Annotated in this window: 16 protein-coding genes; 7 read left to right on the top strand and 9 right to left on the bottom strand. The window is 61.4% G+C overall.

All coding sequences use genetic code 11. The features are described 5' to 3' along the window. Positions 1 to 5: 5 nt before the first annotated feature. Positions 6 to 905, bottom strand: coding sequence for an N-acetylmuramic acid 6-phosphate etherase (locus ACP7BS_RS24020; protein WP_426240110.1), 900 nt, complete (start codon positions 903 to 905; stop codon positions 6 to 8). 197 nt (positions 906 to 1,102) lie between these two features. Between ACP7BS_RS24020 and ACP7BS_RS24015 the strand changes: the two genes are divergently transcribed. From ACP7BS_RS24015 to nagA, 4 genes are read left to right on the top strand one after another with little or no spacing between them, the layout of a single operon-like run. Continuing rightward, on the top strand, positions 1,103 to 1,981 hold the full coding sequence (locus tag ACP7BS_RS24015; RefSeq protein WP_426240109.1) for a BadF/BadG/BcrA/BcrD ATPase family protein: 879 nt from the start codon (positions 1,103 to 1,105) through the stop codon (positions 1,979 to 1,981). Beyond that, on the top strand, positions 1,978 to 2,742 hold the full coding sequence (locus ACP7BS_RS24010) for a GntR family transcriptional regulator (RefSeq protein WP_426240108.1): 765 nt from the start codon (positions 1,978 to 1,980) through the stop codon (positions 2,740 to 2,742). Before ACP7BS_RS24015 ends, ACP7BS_RS24010 begins: the two co-directional genes overlap by 4 nt. Positions 2,743 to 2,770: 28 nt before the next feature. Continuing rightward, a complete protein-coding gene (locus ACP7BS_RS24005) occupies positions 2,771 to 3,793 on the top strand; it encodes an SIS domain-containing protein (RefSeq protein ID WP_426240181.1) in 1,023 nt (340 codons plus the stop codon). Beyond that, the gene (nagA, locus tag ACP7BS_RS24000; protein WP_426240107.1) at positions 3,790 to 4,950 is read left to right on the top strand and encodes an N-acetylglucosamine-6-phosphate deacetylase; all 1,161 of its coding nucleotides are present in this window, start codon (positions 3,790 to 3,792) and stop codon (positions 4,948 to 4,950) included. The genes ACP7BS_RS24005 and nagA overlap by 4 nt, the downstream gene beginning before the upstream one ends. A 12-nt stretch (positions 4,951 to 4,962) precedes the next feature. Here nagA and ACP7BS_RS23995 read toward each other — a convergent pair whose 3' ends face one another. Genes ACP7BS_RS23995 through ACP7BS_RS23985 form a run of 3 tightly spaced genes read right to left on the bottom strand, consistent with a single transcriptional unit; the run spans position 4,963 to position 7,966 of the window. After that, positions 4,963 to 5,691 carry a copper homeostasis protein CutC gene (locus tag ACP7BS_RS23995; protein ID WP_426240106.1) on the bottom strand — a complete coding sequence of 243 codons (729 nt, stop codon included), beginning with the start codon at positions 5,689 to 5,691 and terminating at the stop codon, positions 4,963 to 4,965. Further along, positions 5,691 to 6,599: an ROK family protein gene (locus ACP7BS_RS23990; RefSeq protein ID WP_426240105.1), complete on the bottom strand. Its 909-nt coding sequence runs from the start codon at positions 6,597 to 6,599 to the stop codon at positions 5,691 to 5,693. The genes ACP7BS_RS23995 and ACP7BS_RS23990 overlap by 1 nt, the downstream gene beginning before the upstream one ends. Next, entirely contained in the window at positions 6,596 to 7,966 is a 1,371-nt protein-coding gene (locus ACP7BS_RS23985) for an amidase (RefSeq protein ID WP_426240104.1), read from the bottom strand. Before ACP7BS_RS23985 ends, ACP7BS_RS23990 begins: the two co-directional genes overlap by 4 nt. A 191-nt stretch (positions 7,967 to 8,157) precedes the next feature. On the opposite strand from ACP7BS_RS23985, the gene ACP7BS_RS23980 reads away from it, so the two are divergent. The 3 genes from ACP7BS_RS23980 to ACP7BS_RS23970 are packed head-to-tail and all read left to right on the top strand — an operon-like array spanning position 8,158 to position 10,737. Then, the gene (locus tag ACP7BS_RS23980; protein ID WP_426240103.1) at positions 8,158 to 8,904 is read left to right on the top strand and encodes a sulfate transporter family protein; all 747 of its coding nucleotides are present in this window, start codon (positions 8,158 to 8,160) and stop codon (positions 8,902 to 8,904) included. Between the two features lie 52 nt (positions 8,905 to 8,956). Then, positions 8,957 to 9,601 (top strand): helix-turn-helix transcriptional regulator, encoded by a 645-nt coding sequence (locus ACP7BS_RS23975; RefSeq protein ID WP_426240102.1) that lies wholly within the window; start codon positions 8,957 to 8,959, stop codon positions 9,599 to 9,601. Beyond that, positions 9,598 to 10,737, top strand: coding sequence for an aminotransferase class I/II-fold pyridoxal phosphate-dependent enzyme (locus tag ACP7BS_RS23970; RefSeq protein WP_426240101.1), 1,140 nt, complete (start codon positions 9,598 to 9,600; stop codon positions 10,735 to 10,737). The genes ACP7BS_RS23975 and ACP7BS_RS23970 overlap by 4 nt, the downstream gene beginning before the upstream one ends. 11 nt (positions 10,738 to 10,748) lie before the next feature. On the opposite strand, the gene ACP7BS_RS23965 is transcribed toward ACP7BS_RS23970, so the two are convergent. From ACP7BS_RS23965 to ACP7BS_RS23945, 5 genes are all read right to left on the bottom strand, one after another. Then, positions 10,749 to 11,444: a response regulator transcription factor gene (locus ACP7BS_RS23965; protein WP_426240100.1), complete on the bottom strand. Its 696-nt coding sequence runs from the start codon at positions 11,442 to 11,444 to the stop codon at positions 10,749 to 10,751. Further along, positions 11,441 to 14,149: a DUF4118 domain-containing protein gene (locus ACP7BS_RS23960; protein ID WP_426240180.1), complete on the bottom strand. Its 2,709-nt coding sequence runs from the start codon at positions 14,147 to 14,149 to the stop codon at positions 11,441 to 11,443. Before ACP7BS_RS23960 ends, ACP7BS_RS23965 begins: the two co-directional genes overlap by 4 nt. A gap of 164 nt (positions 14,150 to 14,313) precedes the next feature. Next, positions 14,314 to 14,877: a potassium-transporting ATPase subunit KdpC gene (gene kdpC, locus ACP7BS_RS23955; protein WP_426240099.1), complete on the bottom strand. Its 564-nt coding sequence runs from the start codon at positions 14,875 to 14,877 to the stop codon at positions 14,314 to 14,316. Between the two features lie 28 nt (positions 14,878 to 14,905). Then, positions 14,906 to 16,963 carry a potassium-transporting ATPase subunit KdpB gene (kdpB, locus tag ACP7BS_RS23950; protein ID WP_426240098.1) on the bottom strand — a complete coding sequence of 686 codons (2,058 nt, stop codon included), beginning with the start codon at positions 16,961 to 16,963 and terminating at the stop codon, positions 14,906 to 14,908. A 45-nt stretch (positions 16,964 to 17,008) separates the two neighbouring features. After that, the gene (locus ACP7BS_RS23945; protein WP_426240097.1) at positions 17,009 to 17,176 is read right to left on the bottom strand and encodes a hypothetical protein; all 168 of its coding nucleotides are present in this window, start codon (positions 17,174 to 17,176) and stop codon (positions 17,009 to 17,011) included. Positions 17,177 to 17,178 lie beyond the last annotated feature (2 nt).

Genomic DNA, 17,178 nt, shown 5'->3' with positions numbered 1-17,178 from the left:
TGGACTCAATGTGCCGCAACAACAGACAAGGCGCGGCGCAAGTTTTGACCAGCTTCGGTAAGCGCTGCTTCTGCAGCCAGCACATCCTTTGCCCCAGCAGCAAGAAGAATGGCGATCTTTACCGAGCCTGATGATGTCATCAGATAACGGCCGGCTTCCGTGGCGCCGATACCGGCAATATCGGAAACAATGCGAATGGCACGGCCGCGCAGTTTCGCATTGTCAGCCTTCAGATTGACCATATGTCCGTCGTAGACGTGACCGAGATGAATGCCGACAAGCGTCGAAAACATGTTGAAGGCGATCTTCTGCGCCGTGGCTGCACCCATGCGGGTCGATCCGGAAATAACCTCGGGAGGGGTCTGCAACAGAATGGCGACTTCCGCATTCTGGAAGAGCACAGCACCGGGATTGTTCGCCATGGCGATAACCCGCGCGCCGCGCGCCTTTGCCTCGTCAGCCGCCGCTAGCGCATAAGGCGTCGAGCCGCTTGCCGATACGGAAATCAGACAGTCGCCGGCACCGATGCCGGCATCGCGCACATCCTTGCGCGCCAGCTCCATATCGTCTTCATAGCCGCCGGCAAGATCCGTGAGGCTCGCGGCACCGCCGGCAAGAAGCACCACGACCTTGTCGAGCGCGATTCCATAGGTACCGGGCAATTCCAGCGCATCGGTCATGGCCATCAGGCCCGAGCTACCGGCACCGGCGTAAGCCAGCCGTCCGCCACTGGCCAATGCTTCGGCAGCGATCTGCGCGGCAGCCGCAATGGACTCGACAGCAGGATCAACAACCTTAGCCGCGGCCTGCTGGCCGGACGCAAGCAAACGAAGTGCAAGCGCCGGATGCATCACATCCAGTCCCATCGCCTTGTCGTGACGCTCCTCGGTTTTCACTGACGGCATACGCTCAATCTCCCTCTGCGCAAATTAATGCCAAAAAAATACCAATTGTCTAGGAAAAATTAACTTCCGGCCGAAGAAAATTTCCAATTTCTAAAATAATTTATATATTTCAGATTGTTAATCGATAAATCCAATTAAAGACCAAAATCCTCTTGGTAAATGGTATTTTTTTGGTATCATTTTTGTCGGAGGTATCCATGCCACAGTATATTTTAGGAATCGACGGCGGAGGCACGAGCTGCCGCGCGGCTGTAGCGGGCGCCGATGGGCGCATCCTCGGCCGCGGCAAAAGCGGCGCAGCCAACATCCTGACCGATCCCGACAACGCCCTGATCCACATTGTCGGTGCCGCCACGGCTGCATTCGAGGAAGCAAACATCGCTCCCTCCGAAATCGCCTCGGCTTGCGCCCTGGTCGGCGTTGCCGGCAGCAATGTCGGAGATGCCGTGCATTATGTGAAAGAACGCCTGCCCTTCGCCAAGGCCGACATCGAATCCGATGGACTGATCGCGCTGCAGGGTGCTCTCGGCGACAGCGACGGCGCGGTGGCAATCCTCGGCACCGGTTCCATCTATATCTCCCGCCAGGGCGACCAGGTCCGCTATATCGGCGGATGGGGTTTTCAGATCGGCGATCTCGGCAGCGGCGCCCGGCTTGGCCACGCGCTTCTGCAGGAAAGCGTGCTGGCCTTTGACCGGATTCACCCATCGTCGCCGCTGACGGATGCCGTCATGGCGGAGTTCAACAACGACCCGCGCGAGGCCGTGGAATTTGCCCGCGCCGCACGGCCCGGCGACTTCGGCCGCTTTGCGCCCAAGGTTTTCCAGTTCGCAGGCCAGAACGATCCGGTGGCGATCGCTTTGCTGCGCAGCAATGCGCAAACCATCGACGAAGCGCTGGACGCCGTCGTGGCGCAGGGCAGCCGCAAGATCTGCCTGCTGGGTGGGTTGGCGCCGATCTACCGCCCATGGCTTGCAGAGCGGCATCAGCCCCTGTTCATGGAACCGGAGGCAGACGCATTGACCGGCTCGGTTGCTTTGGCAGCCAAGCGCTTTGGCGCAGGGGCCAGGGCATGACCCAGCATCTCGAGGCGATATTGCCGCTGGACGGCCTGCAGGCCGGAGGCTCCGGTCCACTCTATATCAAGCTGCGGCAATCGCTGGAAGACGCTATCCTGTCGGGCAAGCTCAATCATGGCGACGCCCTGCCGCCGGAGCGGGATCTGGCCGACTATGCCAGCATCAGCCGCGTAACGGTGCGCAAGGCCGTCGACGATCTGGTCAAGGACGGTCTGCTGGTGCGCCGCCATGGCTCCGGAACCTTTGTCGTCAAGCCGGTGAGCCGCGTTCAGCAATCGCTGTCGCGCCTGACCTCATTTACAGAGGACATGTCGCGACGGGGTTTGGTCACCACGGCGCAATGGATCGAGCGCGGGCTCTATCATCCGTCGCCGGATGAAATGATGGCGCTGGGCCTGCCAGCCGATGCGCTGGTCGCGCGGCTTGGCCGGCTGCGCATCGCCGACGACATGCCGCTCGCGATCGAGCGGGCCAGTGTTTCCGCGGAGTTCCTGCCGGATCCTATCCGGGTCGGCACCTCGCTCTATGCCGAACTCGACAAGACCAAATCGCGGCCCGTGCGCGCCGTGCAGCGCATTTCCGCCTGCAGCCTGAAGGATCCGGATGCGGCAATGCTTGGAGTGCCGGCCGGTTCCGCCAGCCTGTCGATCGAACGCATCTCCTACCTCGCTTCCGGCCGCGTGGTGGAATTCACCCGCTCGCTCTATCGGGGCGATGCCTATGATTTCGTCGCCGAACTGACTTTGTCGGATTCCTGAGAGCGGCCCAGATAAGAAAGACATGACCATGCAAACCAACATGCGGCGCGAAATCAACGAAATCCCGGAGGCGGCAGCGCGTCTTCTTGAGCAATCCAAGGCAGCGGTCAAAGAAACCGGCGCAGCACTGCGTGCGAAAGACCCGGCGTTTTTCGTGACGATTGCCCGTGGCTCGTCCGACCACGCCGCATTGTTCCTGAAATATGCGATCGAGCTTTCGACAGGACGGCCCGTTGCCTCGCTCGGCCCGTCGCTTGCCTCGATCTATGGCGCGAAAATGCAGCTTCAGGGCGCCGCATCGATTGCCATCTCGCAATCCGGAAAAAGCCCGGACATCGTCGCGATGGCTGAGGCCGCGACCAAGGCCGGCGCCGTGACGATCGCGCTCACCAACACCCTGCCCTCGCCGATCTCGGAAGCCAGCACGCATCCGCTCGACATTCTCGCCGGTCCGGAAATCGCTGTGGCCGCGACCAAATCCTATGTCAATTCGATCGTTGCCGGCCTTGCCATTCTTGGCGAATGGACTGCGGATGCTGCCCTGCAGCGTGCGGTTGCCGATCTGCCCAACCAGTTTGCAAAAGCCGTGAAGCTCGACTGGCAGCCGCTGGCCGACGAACTCGGCGACGCGGAATCCCTGTTCGTGCTTGGCCGCGGCCCGGCGCTGGCCATTGCCAGCGAGGCAGCGCTGAAGTTCAAGGAAACGTCGGGCATGCACGCCGAGGCCTATTCGGCGGCGGAAGTGCTGCATGGACCGGTCGCTCTGGTCGAAAAACGTTTCCCGGTGATCGGCCTTGCCGCGCGCGATGCTGCGGAAGGCTCCGTCGCCGGTATTCTGGACGGGTTGAGCGCCAAGGGTGCCCTGGCCTTCGTCACATCTTCGCAAGCCAAAGCAACCAAGACGCTTCCGTTCATCGCCACCGGACATCCGATCACCGATGCGCTGGCCTTGATCATCCCGTTCTACGGCTTCGTCGAATCCTGGTCGCGTTCGCGCGGCCTCAATCCGGATGCGCCCGTCGCTCTCAAGAAGGTTACGGAAACGCGATGACCGCACAGACAGCCATCACGGGTGCCCGGATTTTCGACGGCCTGTTCTGGCATGATGGCCAGGCGCTGCTGCTCGATGGCGGAGTGGTCACCGGCATCCTGCCGCAGAGCGATCTGCCTGCCGGCACAGATACGATCTCAGCCGACGGTCAGCTGCTCGTACCCGGCTTCATCGACCTGCAGGTCAATGGCGGCGGCGGCGTGATGCTGAACGACCGTCAGGACGTTGACGCTATCCGCACCATTTGCGCAGCGCATGCAAAGTTCGGCACCACCGCGCTGCTCCCGACGCTGATCACCGACACGTTCGAAATCCGCACGCAGACTATTGCCGGCGGCAGAAAGGCCAAGGCGGAAAATGTACCCGGATTCCTCGGGCTTCATCTGGAGGGGCCGCATCTTTCCGTTGCCCGCAAGGGCGCGCATGACCCGGCGCTGATCAGGCCAATGGACCAGGCGGATCTCGACGCTATGCTCGCCTGCGCCGGGATTTTCGATGCAATGATGGTGACGGTCGCACCGGAAAACACCACGACAGCGCAGGTGAAGGCGCTCGCCGAAGCAGGCATCATCGTCAGCCTCGGCCACACCGATGCCGGCTACGCGACCATTGTCGATTACGCCAAGGCCGGCGCGCGCACAGTGACCCATCTTTTCAATGCGATGAGCCCACTTGGCCATCGCGAACCCGGCGTTGTCGGCGCGGCTCTCGATATCGGCCGACTGCATGCGGGTATCATCGCCGACGGCTTCCATGTCGATCCGGCATCGATGGGTATTGCGTTGCGTGCCAAGAACGGCCCGGGCCGCATTTTCATCGTCACCGATGCGATGTCGACGATCGGCTCCGACCAGACCAGCTTCTTCCTGAACGGCCGCGAGATCTTCCGCAAGGACGGCCGCCTGACGCTGGCCGACGGGACGTTGGCCGGCGCCGATATCGACATGCTGACTTCCGTGCGTTTTGCCCATGAAAAGTTGGGCCTACCGCTCGACGAGGCGCTGCGGATGGCATCGGCCTATCCCGCCGATGCAGCAGGCGTCGCCGCCCGCAAGGGTAGATTGTTGCCCGGTCTTGATGCGGATTTCGTTCTTCTGACCGAAGGTCTCGACATGGCCTCGACATGGATCGGCGGGACACGCGTTTTCCAGGCCTAGCCTCGTGACGTCTCAGGGCGCGGCGCTCAGCCGCGCCTTCAGTGCCCGTACCGCCTGCTCATCCGTTTGCCTGGAACTGGCCGCAACAAAGCCGAGCGACACCAGCCGGGCATCCTGAGCCGGCTTTTCCACCGAACAGGACGAATGGACTTCCGTCACGGAAAGACGGGACAGCAGTCCGCCGACCGTCTCCAGCGTCACGCCAGAGCCGGGCATGATCGAAATGCGATCCTTGGCATCCGCGATAACGGCAGCCAGTGCATCAACGGCATCAGGGGCTCGTTTCGCGCCGCCGGAGGTCAGGATACGCTCGAAACCCAAGTCCACCGCGATCTCGACTGCTTCAGCAAAATCCGGCACCAGATCGAAGGCGCGATGCAATGTCAGCCCCAACCCTTGGGCGTGATCTACCAGCACCCTCAAAGTCTCGCTATCCAAACTTCCGTCAGTCCGGCTCGCGCCGAGAACAACACCTGCAAGACCTGCAGACCGGGCGGCATCGATTTCGACGCGCATGACAGCGATATCGCCGGCATCGAAAACAAAATCCCCGGGCCTTGGCCGGATCATCGCATAGACGGGAATTTCTACTTGGCCCGCCAACGCCATCAGGCCCGGTGAAGGCGTCAGCCCGCCGACGGACAGAGCCGAGCACAATTCGATGCGATCGGCGCCGCCATCGACAGCAGCCTGAAGACCGGCCGCATCCTCGACGCAGACTTCCAGAAGAATATTTGTCATTAAGCCTCTCCTGCCAGACCGAGAACGGCTGCGCCAATCAGCCCGGGTTCGATCCGGCATTCGCCCGGCACCACCAGCGGCCGATCGAATTTTCGCAGAATCCGCGCCCGTACGGCCTTGTCGATCTCGGCGATCAGCGGCGTCACATTGGACAGACCGCCGCCGATCGGTACGATCGTCGCGCCGGTGATATTGACCGTCAGCGCCAGCGGTGAGCTGATGAGATCGATAAGCACATCGATGGTCCGGGCGGCCTCGGCATCGCCATTTTGCCAGAGCGCGGTGATCTCATGGCTTTCCAGGGCCTTGCCGTGCAATGTCAGGTGCAGGCGCTCCATGCCACGGGCGCCGCCGATCGTATCGACACAGCCGCGCTGGCCGCAACCACAATCAAAGATCGGGATCGAGACGGGCGGCGTGCCGGCCGTTGAGGCCACCGCCGGGCCATGGCCCCATTCGCCGGCAAAGCCACCCTCCGCATTGATGAGCCGGCCATCGACGACCAGGCCGCCACCGACGCCTGTTCCGAGAATGGCCCCCAGCACGATCCGGTACCCGCGCCCGGCACCGGCACCGGCCTCGGCCAACGCGAAACAGTCGGCGTCATTGGCAATCAGCACAGGCAAGCCAAGCAACGCGGATAGCTCCGCGCCAAGCTTGCGGCCGTCGATGCAGGGAATGTTGGCACATTTGATCGCCTGCGTCTCCGGATCGACGACGCCGGTGATCGATATGGCAATACGATCGGGTGTTTCACCCGCTTCCGCGATGACGTCGCGCAGCGTCGTTACAAAGGCGTTGAAATCATCGAGCGGCGTGACCCGGCGACCGAGCGGCTCTATACTGTCGGCGGCATGGGCGACCGCACCCTTGATGGCTGAGCCACCGATATCGAAGCAGACGATCATGCATCACCACGAATGACGGCTTCGGCCGAGAGCGCAGCAGACAGCAGCGCCTCGTCCTGATTTTTCTGACCGGACAACAGCAACCCGACCGGCATGCCGGCTTCGCCCGTCCCGCACGGGATCGAGACGCCGCAGCCATCAAGGAAATTGCCGATCGACGTGTTGCGCAACGTCCGGCCGTTGATCTTGAAGAACAGGTCGTCATCAGCGAGCAGCGGTGCAATCGCTGGCGCCACATGCGGAATCGTCGGATGGATGAGCAGTTCGCCCGGCTCCAGGCTATCGGCGAAGGCGGAGATCAACCGCTGGCGGGCATCAATGATTGCGACGTAATCTGCCATCGTGATTTTTTCGCCCAGCCGGGTGCGGGCGACGACGCGTTGATCCATGCGCGCAGCCTCCGGCCCTTCCAGCCGCGCCTTATGCAGCGCGAATGCTTCGGCAGTCACCAGCGCACCATGGCGCGCGCCAATCGCGAAAATCTCCGCAAAGATCGGGAATGCCCTGCGCGTGATCCGGGCACCGGCTTTTTCCAACCTTGAAACCGCAGCTTCAAATGCGGCCACGACACCCGGTTCGGCATCGTCGAAAACGATCGTTTCAGGAATGACAAGTCTCAGGCCGCTCAGGTCCGTCCTGGCGATATCCGGCGCACTCCGTTCGCGCATGGCGGCATCGATCCAGATCGCATCTTGAACGGTGCGGCAGAGTGGCCCGAGCGAATCGAGGCTCTTTGCCAGCGGGAAGACACCCTGCATCGAATAGCGGCCGCGCGTCGCCTTGTAGCCGACGATGCCGTTGAAGGCGGCGGGAATACGGATCGAGCCGCCGGTATCCGTGCCGATCGCCACCGGTACCAGACCGGCGGCCACAGCGACGCCGGATCCGGCCGAAGAGCCGCCCGGAATGCGCGGCATGTCGCGCGAGGCGGGATTGTGCGCCGTTCCGTAATGCGGATTGATGCCGAGGCCGGAAAATGCGAATTCGCTGAGATTGGTGCGGCCGATACTGACCATTCCGGCACCGGTAAGCGCCATTACAACAGCGGCATCGGCGGCTGCGGGCGCCGCATCGACCAGCACAGCGGAGCCTGCGGTCGTTACCGATCCTTTGGTATCGAACAGGTCCTTCCAGGCGACTGGAACGCCATCAAGGAGGCCAAGGGACCGCCCCGAGCGAAGGCGCTGCGACGACAATTTGGCGTCCGCCAAGGCGCGTTCGCCCAGCAATTCCGTAAAAATTGCCTGATCCTGGTAGCCGGCTATCTTTTCCAGCGACGTCTTTGCCAGGTCCACCGGATCGAGCACGCCGGACTGCAGCAGTACCGAAAGGCCCGCGACCGATACGTTTCCGTCCACTCCATCCATCGTCTCAACACTCCACAGCTGTCTTGGCGGCACCATAGCGGGGCTGCTCTGGTTTTGGCAGCGAAAACAGCGCTCTTCGCACATGATTTTCGCCGACTTTTCAAGGTCGCAAGCGCCACGGCCTTGCCCGCAAGTCATGCTCCGCCTACATGCGCAGACAGCGGCACGAATGCCTTTAAGGGAGATACCGGATGATACTCGACGCGGCGCGGCTTTCCTTTGCCAATCTTTTTGCGCCGGAAACGCGCTCGGTTTTCTGGAAGGTGCTGGGCCTGACGCTTCTGGCGCTGGTCGGGCTGTGGTTTGCCCTGCGTGAACTGTTCATCTATCTCGCCTTGCCGTGGCTGGACGCCTTGCTGCCCGGAACGCCCGGCTGGGCAGGATGGCTGACATTCGTTGTCGGCATCTTCGCGAGTTTGGGGTTGGCATTGGGTCTGGCATTGCTGCTGGCACCGGTTACGGCACTAATCGCCGGTTTCTTCCTCGACGACGTCGCCGAGGTCGTTGAAAAACGCGACTATCCGCAGGAACCCGCAGGGCGACCCTTGCCGCTGGGCGAAGCGATTTCGGGCACGTTGAAATTTCTCGGCGTCATCATCATCGGCAATATCATCGCGCTTTTCCTGCTTTTGATCCCCGGCATCAACCTGATCGCCTTCTTTCTGGTCAACGGTTACCTATTGGGCCGGGAGTTCTTCGAGTTTGCGGCGATGCGTTACCGCTCACCCGCTGAAGCCCGGCTCTTTCGCGCCAAACATGCCGGCACCGTTTTCCTCGGTGGCCTCGTGCTTGCAGCATTTCTGGCCGTGCCGCTCCTCAACTTGCTGACACCGCTGTTTGCCGCTGGCATGATGGTTCATCTGCACAAGAAGTTGTCGCAGCGCGATCCGGATTTTCAGCGGCAGCTCAACGTCAACAAGCCATCGTTCGGGCGATGATTAATCAATTTGTTAGAATTGACAAATTGTCAATTCGGGCGGATAAGGCGTCATGTCTCACCCGCTCACAACTTTTATTCCGGTCTGCGACGCCGTGGCCACGCTGTTTTCACCGCATGTGGAAGCTGTTCTGCACGACCTTGAAACAGGCGAAATTGTTCATATCGCCAATGCGTTTTCTAAACGCCGGCCGGGGGACAGTTCCCTCAACGAGGCTGGCTTGATCTCGACCCTTGATGATGACGTGATCGGCCCCTACGGCAAATCCAACTGGGACGGCCGCAGGCTGAAAGCCATCACTTCCGTGCTGCGCGATGCCGATGGAAAGCCCGTCGGCCTCCTGTGTATCAACCACGATATCGAGGCGTTTGCCGGCATCTTCGACCAACTGAAATCGATGATGGATATTGCCGCGCCCCTGCCGAAGACCTCGGCGTTGATGGCGGAGGATTGGCGAGAGGCGGTCAACGCGGTGATCGGGGAATTTCTGACAACGCACAGGACCAGCCTCGCCGGGCTTACCGGCGCTGACATGGACGGCCTTATCGCGTTGCTGGAAACGCGCGGCGTTTTTGCCATCCGCAAGGCCGTTCCCTATGTCGCCGAGATTCTCAAACTGTCGAGAGCAACGATCTACAACCGCCTTGGCGCGATCCGCCAGAAACAGGACGCTGCCCTTCAAGGAGAGCCGCAATGAGCAAGCCGATGCGTGATTTTGTGCTCGAAACTTTCATGTCGAAATGGGAGTTCACCGCCAAATACAACATGACGGCCTCGGATGCCGAGAGCATGCGTCTGCCGGAACTTCTGGCGATGACCAGTGATGAGGACCGTGCAGATTTCGAAAACCTCAGCCTTGGCTATACGGAGACCTATGGCGCACCCGTGCTGCGGCAGGAGATTGCGCGAACCTATGATACCGTTCAGCCCGAAAACCTGATCTGCTTTGCCGGCGCGGAAGAAGCGATCTATGTGGCGATGAAGGTGCTTTTGACACCGGACGACCACGCCATCGTCATCACGCCCAACTATCAGGCCGCCGAAACTCTGCCGTTGAGCATCTGTGCGGTCACGGGCGTGGCGCTGGATATCGACAATGATTGGAACCTCGACCTCGGACAAATCGAAGCCGCCATCCGGCCGAAAACCAAGCTGATCTCGATTAATTTCCCGAACAACCCGACCGGCAAAATCCTGCCGCACGCGACGTTCGATGCGCTGATCGAAATCTGCCGCAAGCATGGCATCTGGCTGTTCAGCGATGAAGTCTACCGCCTGATCGAGAGGCAAGAGGCGCTGCGCCTGCCGCAGGCGGTCGATGTCTATGAACGGGGAATTTCGCTCAACGTCATGTCGAAGGCCTATGGGCTTCCAGGTTTGCGGATCGGCTGGCTGGCCTGCAAGGACCAAGACTTCCTGATCCGCTGCGAACGCTACAAGCATTTCCTGTCGATCTGCAATTCGGCACCCTCAGAAGTTCTGGCCCGCATCGCCCTAAAGAACCGTGAGACAATTCTGGCGCGGACGCGGGGGATCGTCCGCAGCAATATCGCCGAGTGGAACACATTTTTCGCCGATTTTCCGCATCTGTTCGACTGGCGGGAGCCGGATGGCGGCTGCGTTGCCTTCATTCGCTACAAGGGACCGGAAGGCGTCGAGGAGCTTGCGCGGCGCGCAGTCGAAGAGGCAGGCGTATTTTTCCTGCCGTCGAGCGTCTATCACTCCGAACTGACGCCCGTGCCACAGAATTGCCTGCGCATTGGCTTCGGACGCCTGCATATGCCGGAGGGCATCACCGTTCTGCGCAATTGGCTGAACCGCAATAGCCTGTAGAGGAAAGCTGGCTAAAGGTCGGCTTCGCGCAGGCGGTATCCGACGCCGGTTTCGGTGGTGATATATTGCGGTTGATCCGGCGTCAGCTCGATCTTCTGACGCAGCTGGCGCACATAGACGCGCAGATACTGCACGTCGTCGGCATTGCCCCAGACCTCTTTCAGCAGAAATTTATGCGTCAGCACCTTGCCGGCGTGCTGCACGAGGATGCGCAGAATATCGTATTCCTTCGGTGACAGTTTGACCTCGCGGCCATCGACCTTGACGATGCGCTTGACCAGATCGACCGACAGGCCACCGGTCTGGAACAGCGGCTTTTCTCCCTGCTGCTGCAACCGGTGCCGCAGCGCCACGCGGATACGCGCCACCAGTTCGTTCATGCCGAAGGGTTTGGTGACGTAATCGTCGGCGCCGAGTTCCAACGCCTTGACGATCCCGGCCTCGTCGGTACGGCTCGACAGGATGACGATCGGCAGGGTCAGCCCTTCCTCGCGCCAGCCACGCAACAGATCGTGGCCGGGCATGTCCGGCAGGCCGAGATCGAGCAGGATCAGATCCGGCTGCTCGCTCTTGACGCTTTCGCGCGCCACCTTGCCATTGCCGGCTTCGCTGACGGCATAATCCTGTGTTGCCAGGCCAACACGCAGCAGGCGGCGGATGGGCGGCTCGTCATCGACGACCAGAATCTTCACCGCTGAAAGCGTCATTTCATGTCCTTCAGATTGGGGGCATTCGGCAGCAGTGGCAGGCTGATGGTAAAGACGGCACCGGAATGGTCGATGCGGTTTTCCGCAGCAATGGTGCCGCCCATCGCCTCGACGAAACCACGGCAGATCGAGAGGCCAAGCCCGGTTCCAGCCCGAACATGGTCGCCCTTGCGCACCCTGTAGAACGTATCGAAAACCCGTTCCAGATCACCCTGCGGAATACCCGGCCCTTCATCGGAAATGCGGATCAGGACCCGTTCGCCATTGCTTTCGGCCCGCACGCGGATCGTCGATCCTTCCCGCGCATATTTGGCGGCGTTGTCGAGCAGGTTGAACAGTACCTGTTCGAACAGCACCGGATCGACCCTGATCATCGGCAGATCGGCGGGAACCTCGACGTCAACAGTATGATAGGCTAGAATCTTGCGTGCCCGGCGCAGCGCGCTGCCGACGATATCGCCGGTATAGTGAAAGGCGGCGTTCGGCTCCATGGCGCCGGATTCGATCCGGGTCATGTCGAGCAGATTGGCAATAAACCGGTTCAGCCGTTCGGATTCGTCGGTCACCGTGGTCAGAAGCTCGACGCGGTCTTCTTCCGGCAGAGCGGACTGGTAGTCGCGCAAGGTTCCGGCAGCACCCATGATAGCGGCAAGGGGTGTCTTCAGGTCGTGCGAAATCGAGGTCAGCAAGGCTGAGCGCAGCCGTCCGGCTTCTTCAGCAAGCCGCGCATTATCGACATCGGCCACAAGCTGCACGCGCTCGATGGCAAGCGCCGCCTGATCGGCGAGCGCATCCAGCAGCCGCTGCTGCTCTGGGCTGAGCAACGGTCCCTGCCGGTCATTGTCGAGACCGATGACGCCGACGGCGGCGCGGCCGGTGCGCAAGGGCACATAGAGACGTTTAGCGCCTGGCAATGTATCTGCCCCGCGTCCGGCGGCACGATTGTGCTCCCAGGCCCAGCGGGCCGCGGCAATATCCGCGTCGTCGAGCGTATCGTCCGGCGGATAGCCGGCTTTGACCGCGATCGTCCCGTCTTCCGGCAACAGCAATACGACCCGCACCTTCAGCATCGAGGCGAGCTGAAATGCGGTCGCCCAGAGCACGTCGTCCAGCGTACCGGTGCCCGCCAGCTTCTTGCTGAACAAGTAAAGATCTTCGGTGGTACGCGCCCGCAACCGTGCGGCGGCCGCCTGCCGCTGGACGCTGGCCGTCAGGTTGCTGGCAATGATCGCCACGATGAAGAAAAGAACGAACGCGACAACGCTGTCGGGATCGCTGATATCGAGCGTATAGAGCGGCTGCAGGAAGAAGAAATTCAAGGCGACGGCGCTAATGACGCTGGCATAGAGAGCCGGCCGCAGACCCTTGGTCACCGCCGTGGTCAAAACCGCCATCAGGAAAACCAGTGCGATGTTGCGCACGTCAAGCGACTGATCGAGTAGAAAACCCACGCCCAGAGCGCAGCCGACATAAAGCGTTGCCAGCGCATAGGGCTTGATCTTGAACTGGGTTGAAGCCGGGACGGTCTTGACACCCGTTGCAACGGATTCGCCCTCGCGGTCGTCACCGGCGATGACGTGGACGCTGATATTTCCGGCCCGCCGGATAAGACGGCTGGTCACCGAGCCGTGCAGCCATTCCCGCCATCCTGATGTTCTCGGCGTTCCGGCGATAATGTGCGTGACGTTGCTGGACGCGGCGACCCGGACGATCTCCTCGGCCTCTTCGGAACCCGGCCTGGTCAGCGCTTCGGCGCCCAGCCGCTCGGCCAGCCGCAGCGTCGCGGCGATACGGTCGCGCGCGGCCTCTGAAAGATGAATCGACCGTGACGTTTCCACATGCAGCGCCACCAAAGGCGCCCGCAGGCGGTCCGCCAGGCGGGCCGCATAGCGCACCAGGGACGTGCTGCGCGGCTTGTCATCGATGCAGACCAATACGCGGTCACCCGCCGCCCAAGGGCCGGAAATCGCGTTCGCCTGCATATGCGTCAGCAGTTGATCGTCCACGCGCTGCGCGGTCTGGCGAAGTGCGAGCTCGCGCAGGGCTGTCAGATTTCCCGGCGAGAAATAGTTTTCCAGCGCCCGCTGCGCCGTCTTCGGAATATAGACCTTGCCATCGTGCAGGCGCTTGATCAGGTCTTCCGGCGTCAGATCGATGATCTCGATATCGTCGGCCCGGTCGATGATTGAATCGGGGACGGTTTCGCGCACGCGGATGCGGGTGATCTGGGCAACGACGTCGTTGAGGCTTTCGACATGCTGGATGTTGAGCGTCGAGTAGACGTCGATGCCGCGCAACAACAGTTCCTGCACATCCATGTAGCGCTTTGGATGCCGGCTACCGGGTGCATTGGTATGGGCCAGTTCATCGACAAGAACGAGGCCGGGGCGCCGGGCGAGAATGGCATCGATATCCATTTCCTCGAGATGACGGCCCTTGTATTCGATCGGCGTGCGGGCAATGATCTCGAACCCAGCGGCAAGCGCCTGGGTCTCCTTGCGGCCATGGGTTTCGACCACGCCGATCACCACGTCGACGCCATCGGCCTTTTTGGCATGGCCGGAGGTTAGCATCTCATAGGTTTTGCCGACCCCGGGTGCTGCGCCCAGAAAGATTTTCAGGCGGCCGCGCGTTTCCTGCTCCGCCCGCTGCAACAGGGCGTCGGGAGATGGTCTTCCATCCATATCGCGGACATCGTCCCGCATGCGCGCTCGTCTTTCCTCATCAATGCCGAAAAGCGGCAGGATGCCGCTTTCGACCATACCGGACATGTCCCAAAAGCCCAGGCGATTTGGGACCGGTTCCGTTCATCAGATCGCCACCGGCATCGCGCCTCCTTGTCGAAGCGCGATGCCGTGACCGAACAGGCTTAGACAGCTTTATCAAGCGCCATGTTCAGCGCCAAGACATTGACGGCCGGCTCGCCGAGAATACCGAGTTCGCGGGCCTCGACAGCCTGATCGACCAGAGCGCGGACCTTGCCCTCTTCCATACCACGCGCCTTGGCGACGCGTGGAACCTGGAAATAGGCGGCTTCCGGGGTGATGTGCGGATCAAGACCGCTGCCCGAAGCGGTGACCAGATCCATCGGTACCGCAGCGCCAGGATTGGTAGTCTTGAGAGCTTCCGCTTCCGCCTTGATGCGGTCCAGCAGCTTCGGGTTGGTAGGCCCGAGGTTGGAGCCGCTGGACAAGGCGGCATTGTAGCCATCGCCGGCAGCCGACGGACGGCCGTGGAAATAGGTATCGCCGGTAAAGACCTGACCGATCAGGGCGGAACCGACAACGGTCCCGTCCTTTTCGATCAGGCTGCCATTGGCCTGATGCGGGAACAGGGCTTGGGTGATGCCGGTCATGCCGAGCGGGTAGGCAAGGCCGGTAATGACGGTGATTGCAACGATCATGACCAGCGCGGGTCGCAATTGTTTCAGCATTGGAACATTCCTTTAAACGAGACCGTTTTTACACAAGGCCAAGGGCGGTGATGGCCATGTCGATGGCCTTGATGCCGATGAACGGTACGATGATGCCGCCGAGGCCATAGATCAGCAGATTGCGCGACAGAAGCGCACCGGCGCCGACGGCGCGATAGGTGACGCCGCGTAGCGACAGCGGAATGAGCGCGACGATAACCAGCGCGTTGAAAATGATCGCCGACAGGATGGCGCTTTGCGGCGAGGCAAGCCCCATGATGTTCAGCGCCGACAGTTGCGGATAAAAGGCCAGGAACATCGCCGGGATAATGGCGAAATACTTGGCGATATCGTTGGCAATCGAGAATGTCGTCAGCGCACCGCGGGTCATCAGCAGCTGTTTGCCGATCTCGACAATCTCGATCAGCTTGGTCGGGTCGGAATCCAGATCGACCATGTTGCCGGCTTCGCGGGCTGCGACCGTACCGGTGTTCATGGCGACGCCGACATCGGCCTGGGCAAGCGCCGGGGCATCGTTGGTGCCGTCGCCGCACATGGCGACGAGCTTGCCCTTGGCCTGTTCCTCGCGGATCAGCGACAGCTTGTTTTCCGGCGTTGCCTGGGCCAGGAAATCATCGACGCCGGCTTCGGCAGCGATGGCCGCCGCCGTCATCGGGTTGTCGCCGGTGATCATCACCGTGCGGATACCCATGCGGCGCAGTTCGGCAAACCGTTCGCGGATACCGCCCTTGACGATATCCTTCAGGTGGACAACGCCCATCAGGCGGCCGTCACGCACGACGGCGAGCGGCGTGCCACCCGATTTGGCGATCTCGTCGGCAATGGCCTGGATCTCGCGAACTGTGTCAGGACGTGCCGCCGTGTTCTGGCTGGCGACATAGCTCAGGACCGCATCGACAGCACCCTTGCGGATCGACGAGCCCTCGATATCGACACCGCTCATGCGGCTCTGCGCCGTAAACGGCACGAAGGTCGCGTGCAGCTGTGCCATGTCGCGGGCGCGGATGCCGTATTTCTCCTTGGCCAGCACGACGATGGAGCGGCCTTCCGGCGTCTCATCGGCAAGCGAAGCCAGCTGCGCGGCATCGGCAAGATCCTGCTGCGACACGCCGGAAACCGGGCGGAGCTCGGTTGCCTGGCGGTTGCCGAGCGTGATCGTGCCGGTCTTGTCGAGCAGCAAGGTATCAATGTCACCGGCGGCCTCGACGGCGCGGCCGGACATGGCCAGAACATTGAAGCGCACCAGGCGGTCCATGCCGGCAATGCCGATGGCCGAGAGAAGCGCGCCGATGGTGGTCGGGATCAGCGTCACGAACAGGGCGACGAGTACAATTACAGGTATGGAGCCGCCGGCATAGGTGGCAAGGCTCGGGATCGTCACAACGGCCAGAACGAAGATCAGCGTCATGCCGGCGAGAAGGATATTGAGGGCGATCTCGTTGGGCGTCTTCTGGCGTTCGGCGCCTTCGACTAGGGAAATCATCCGGTCGATGAAGGTGGAGCCGGCAGCGGCGCTGATGCGCACCCGGATCCAGTCCGACAGGACCTGCGTGCCGCCAGTGACGGCCGAACGGTCGCCGCCGGATTCGCGGATGACGGGCGCCGATTCGCCGGTGATCGCGGCTTCGTTGACGGAAGCGACCCCTTCGATGACTTCTCCATCGGACGGAATGATATCGCTGGCTTCAACGAGAACGATATCGCCGACCTTGAGGGTCGTGCCGGATACCATCTTGAAGCTCTTCAGATCCGTTCCGGTCAGAAGCTTAGCCTGTGTTTCGGTACGGGTCTTGCGCAGCGATTCGGCCTGCGCCTTGCCCCGGCCTTCGGCAACCGCTTCGGCAAAATTGGCAAACAGCACCGTGAACCACAGCCAGATATTGAGCTGCAGCGAGAAGGCGAGGTTGCCGCTACCGGTGACGAGATCGCGCAGGAACAGAACGGTTGTCAGCGTCGAGACGACAGCGACGACGAACATCACCGGGTTCTTGGCAAGGGTGCGTGGATCAAGCTTGACGAAAGCCGAGCCGATCGCCGGAATGAGGATGCGAGAGTCCATCAGGCTCGCAGATTTGGACTGGCTCATAAGAGAACTCCAGTTTCTTTTGTTTGTGACATCACGGCGACCGCGTCAGCCGTGGAACAATTCGGTAAAAGCGTGGGCAAGACCGCCAATCACCAGCAGGACCAGCATGAAGGCGATGATGATGCTGGTGGCCTGCGGGGGCGCCGCTCGCGGCGGATCACAGTCGCGAGGGTTGAGGAGCCTTTTGAACTTCTGCTGGAACAAGCGGTTCATCA

The organism is Pararhizobium sp. DWP1-1-3, assembly GCF_049896125.1.
Classification (GTDB): domain Bacteria; phylum Pseudomonadota; class Alphaproteobacteria; order Rhizobiales; family Rhizobiaceae; genus Pararhizobium.
This window is presented reverse-complemented; position numbering and strand designations above follow the sequence as displayed.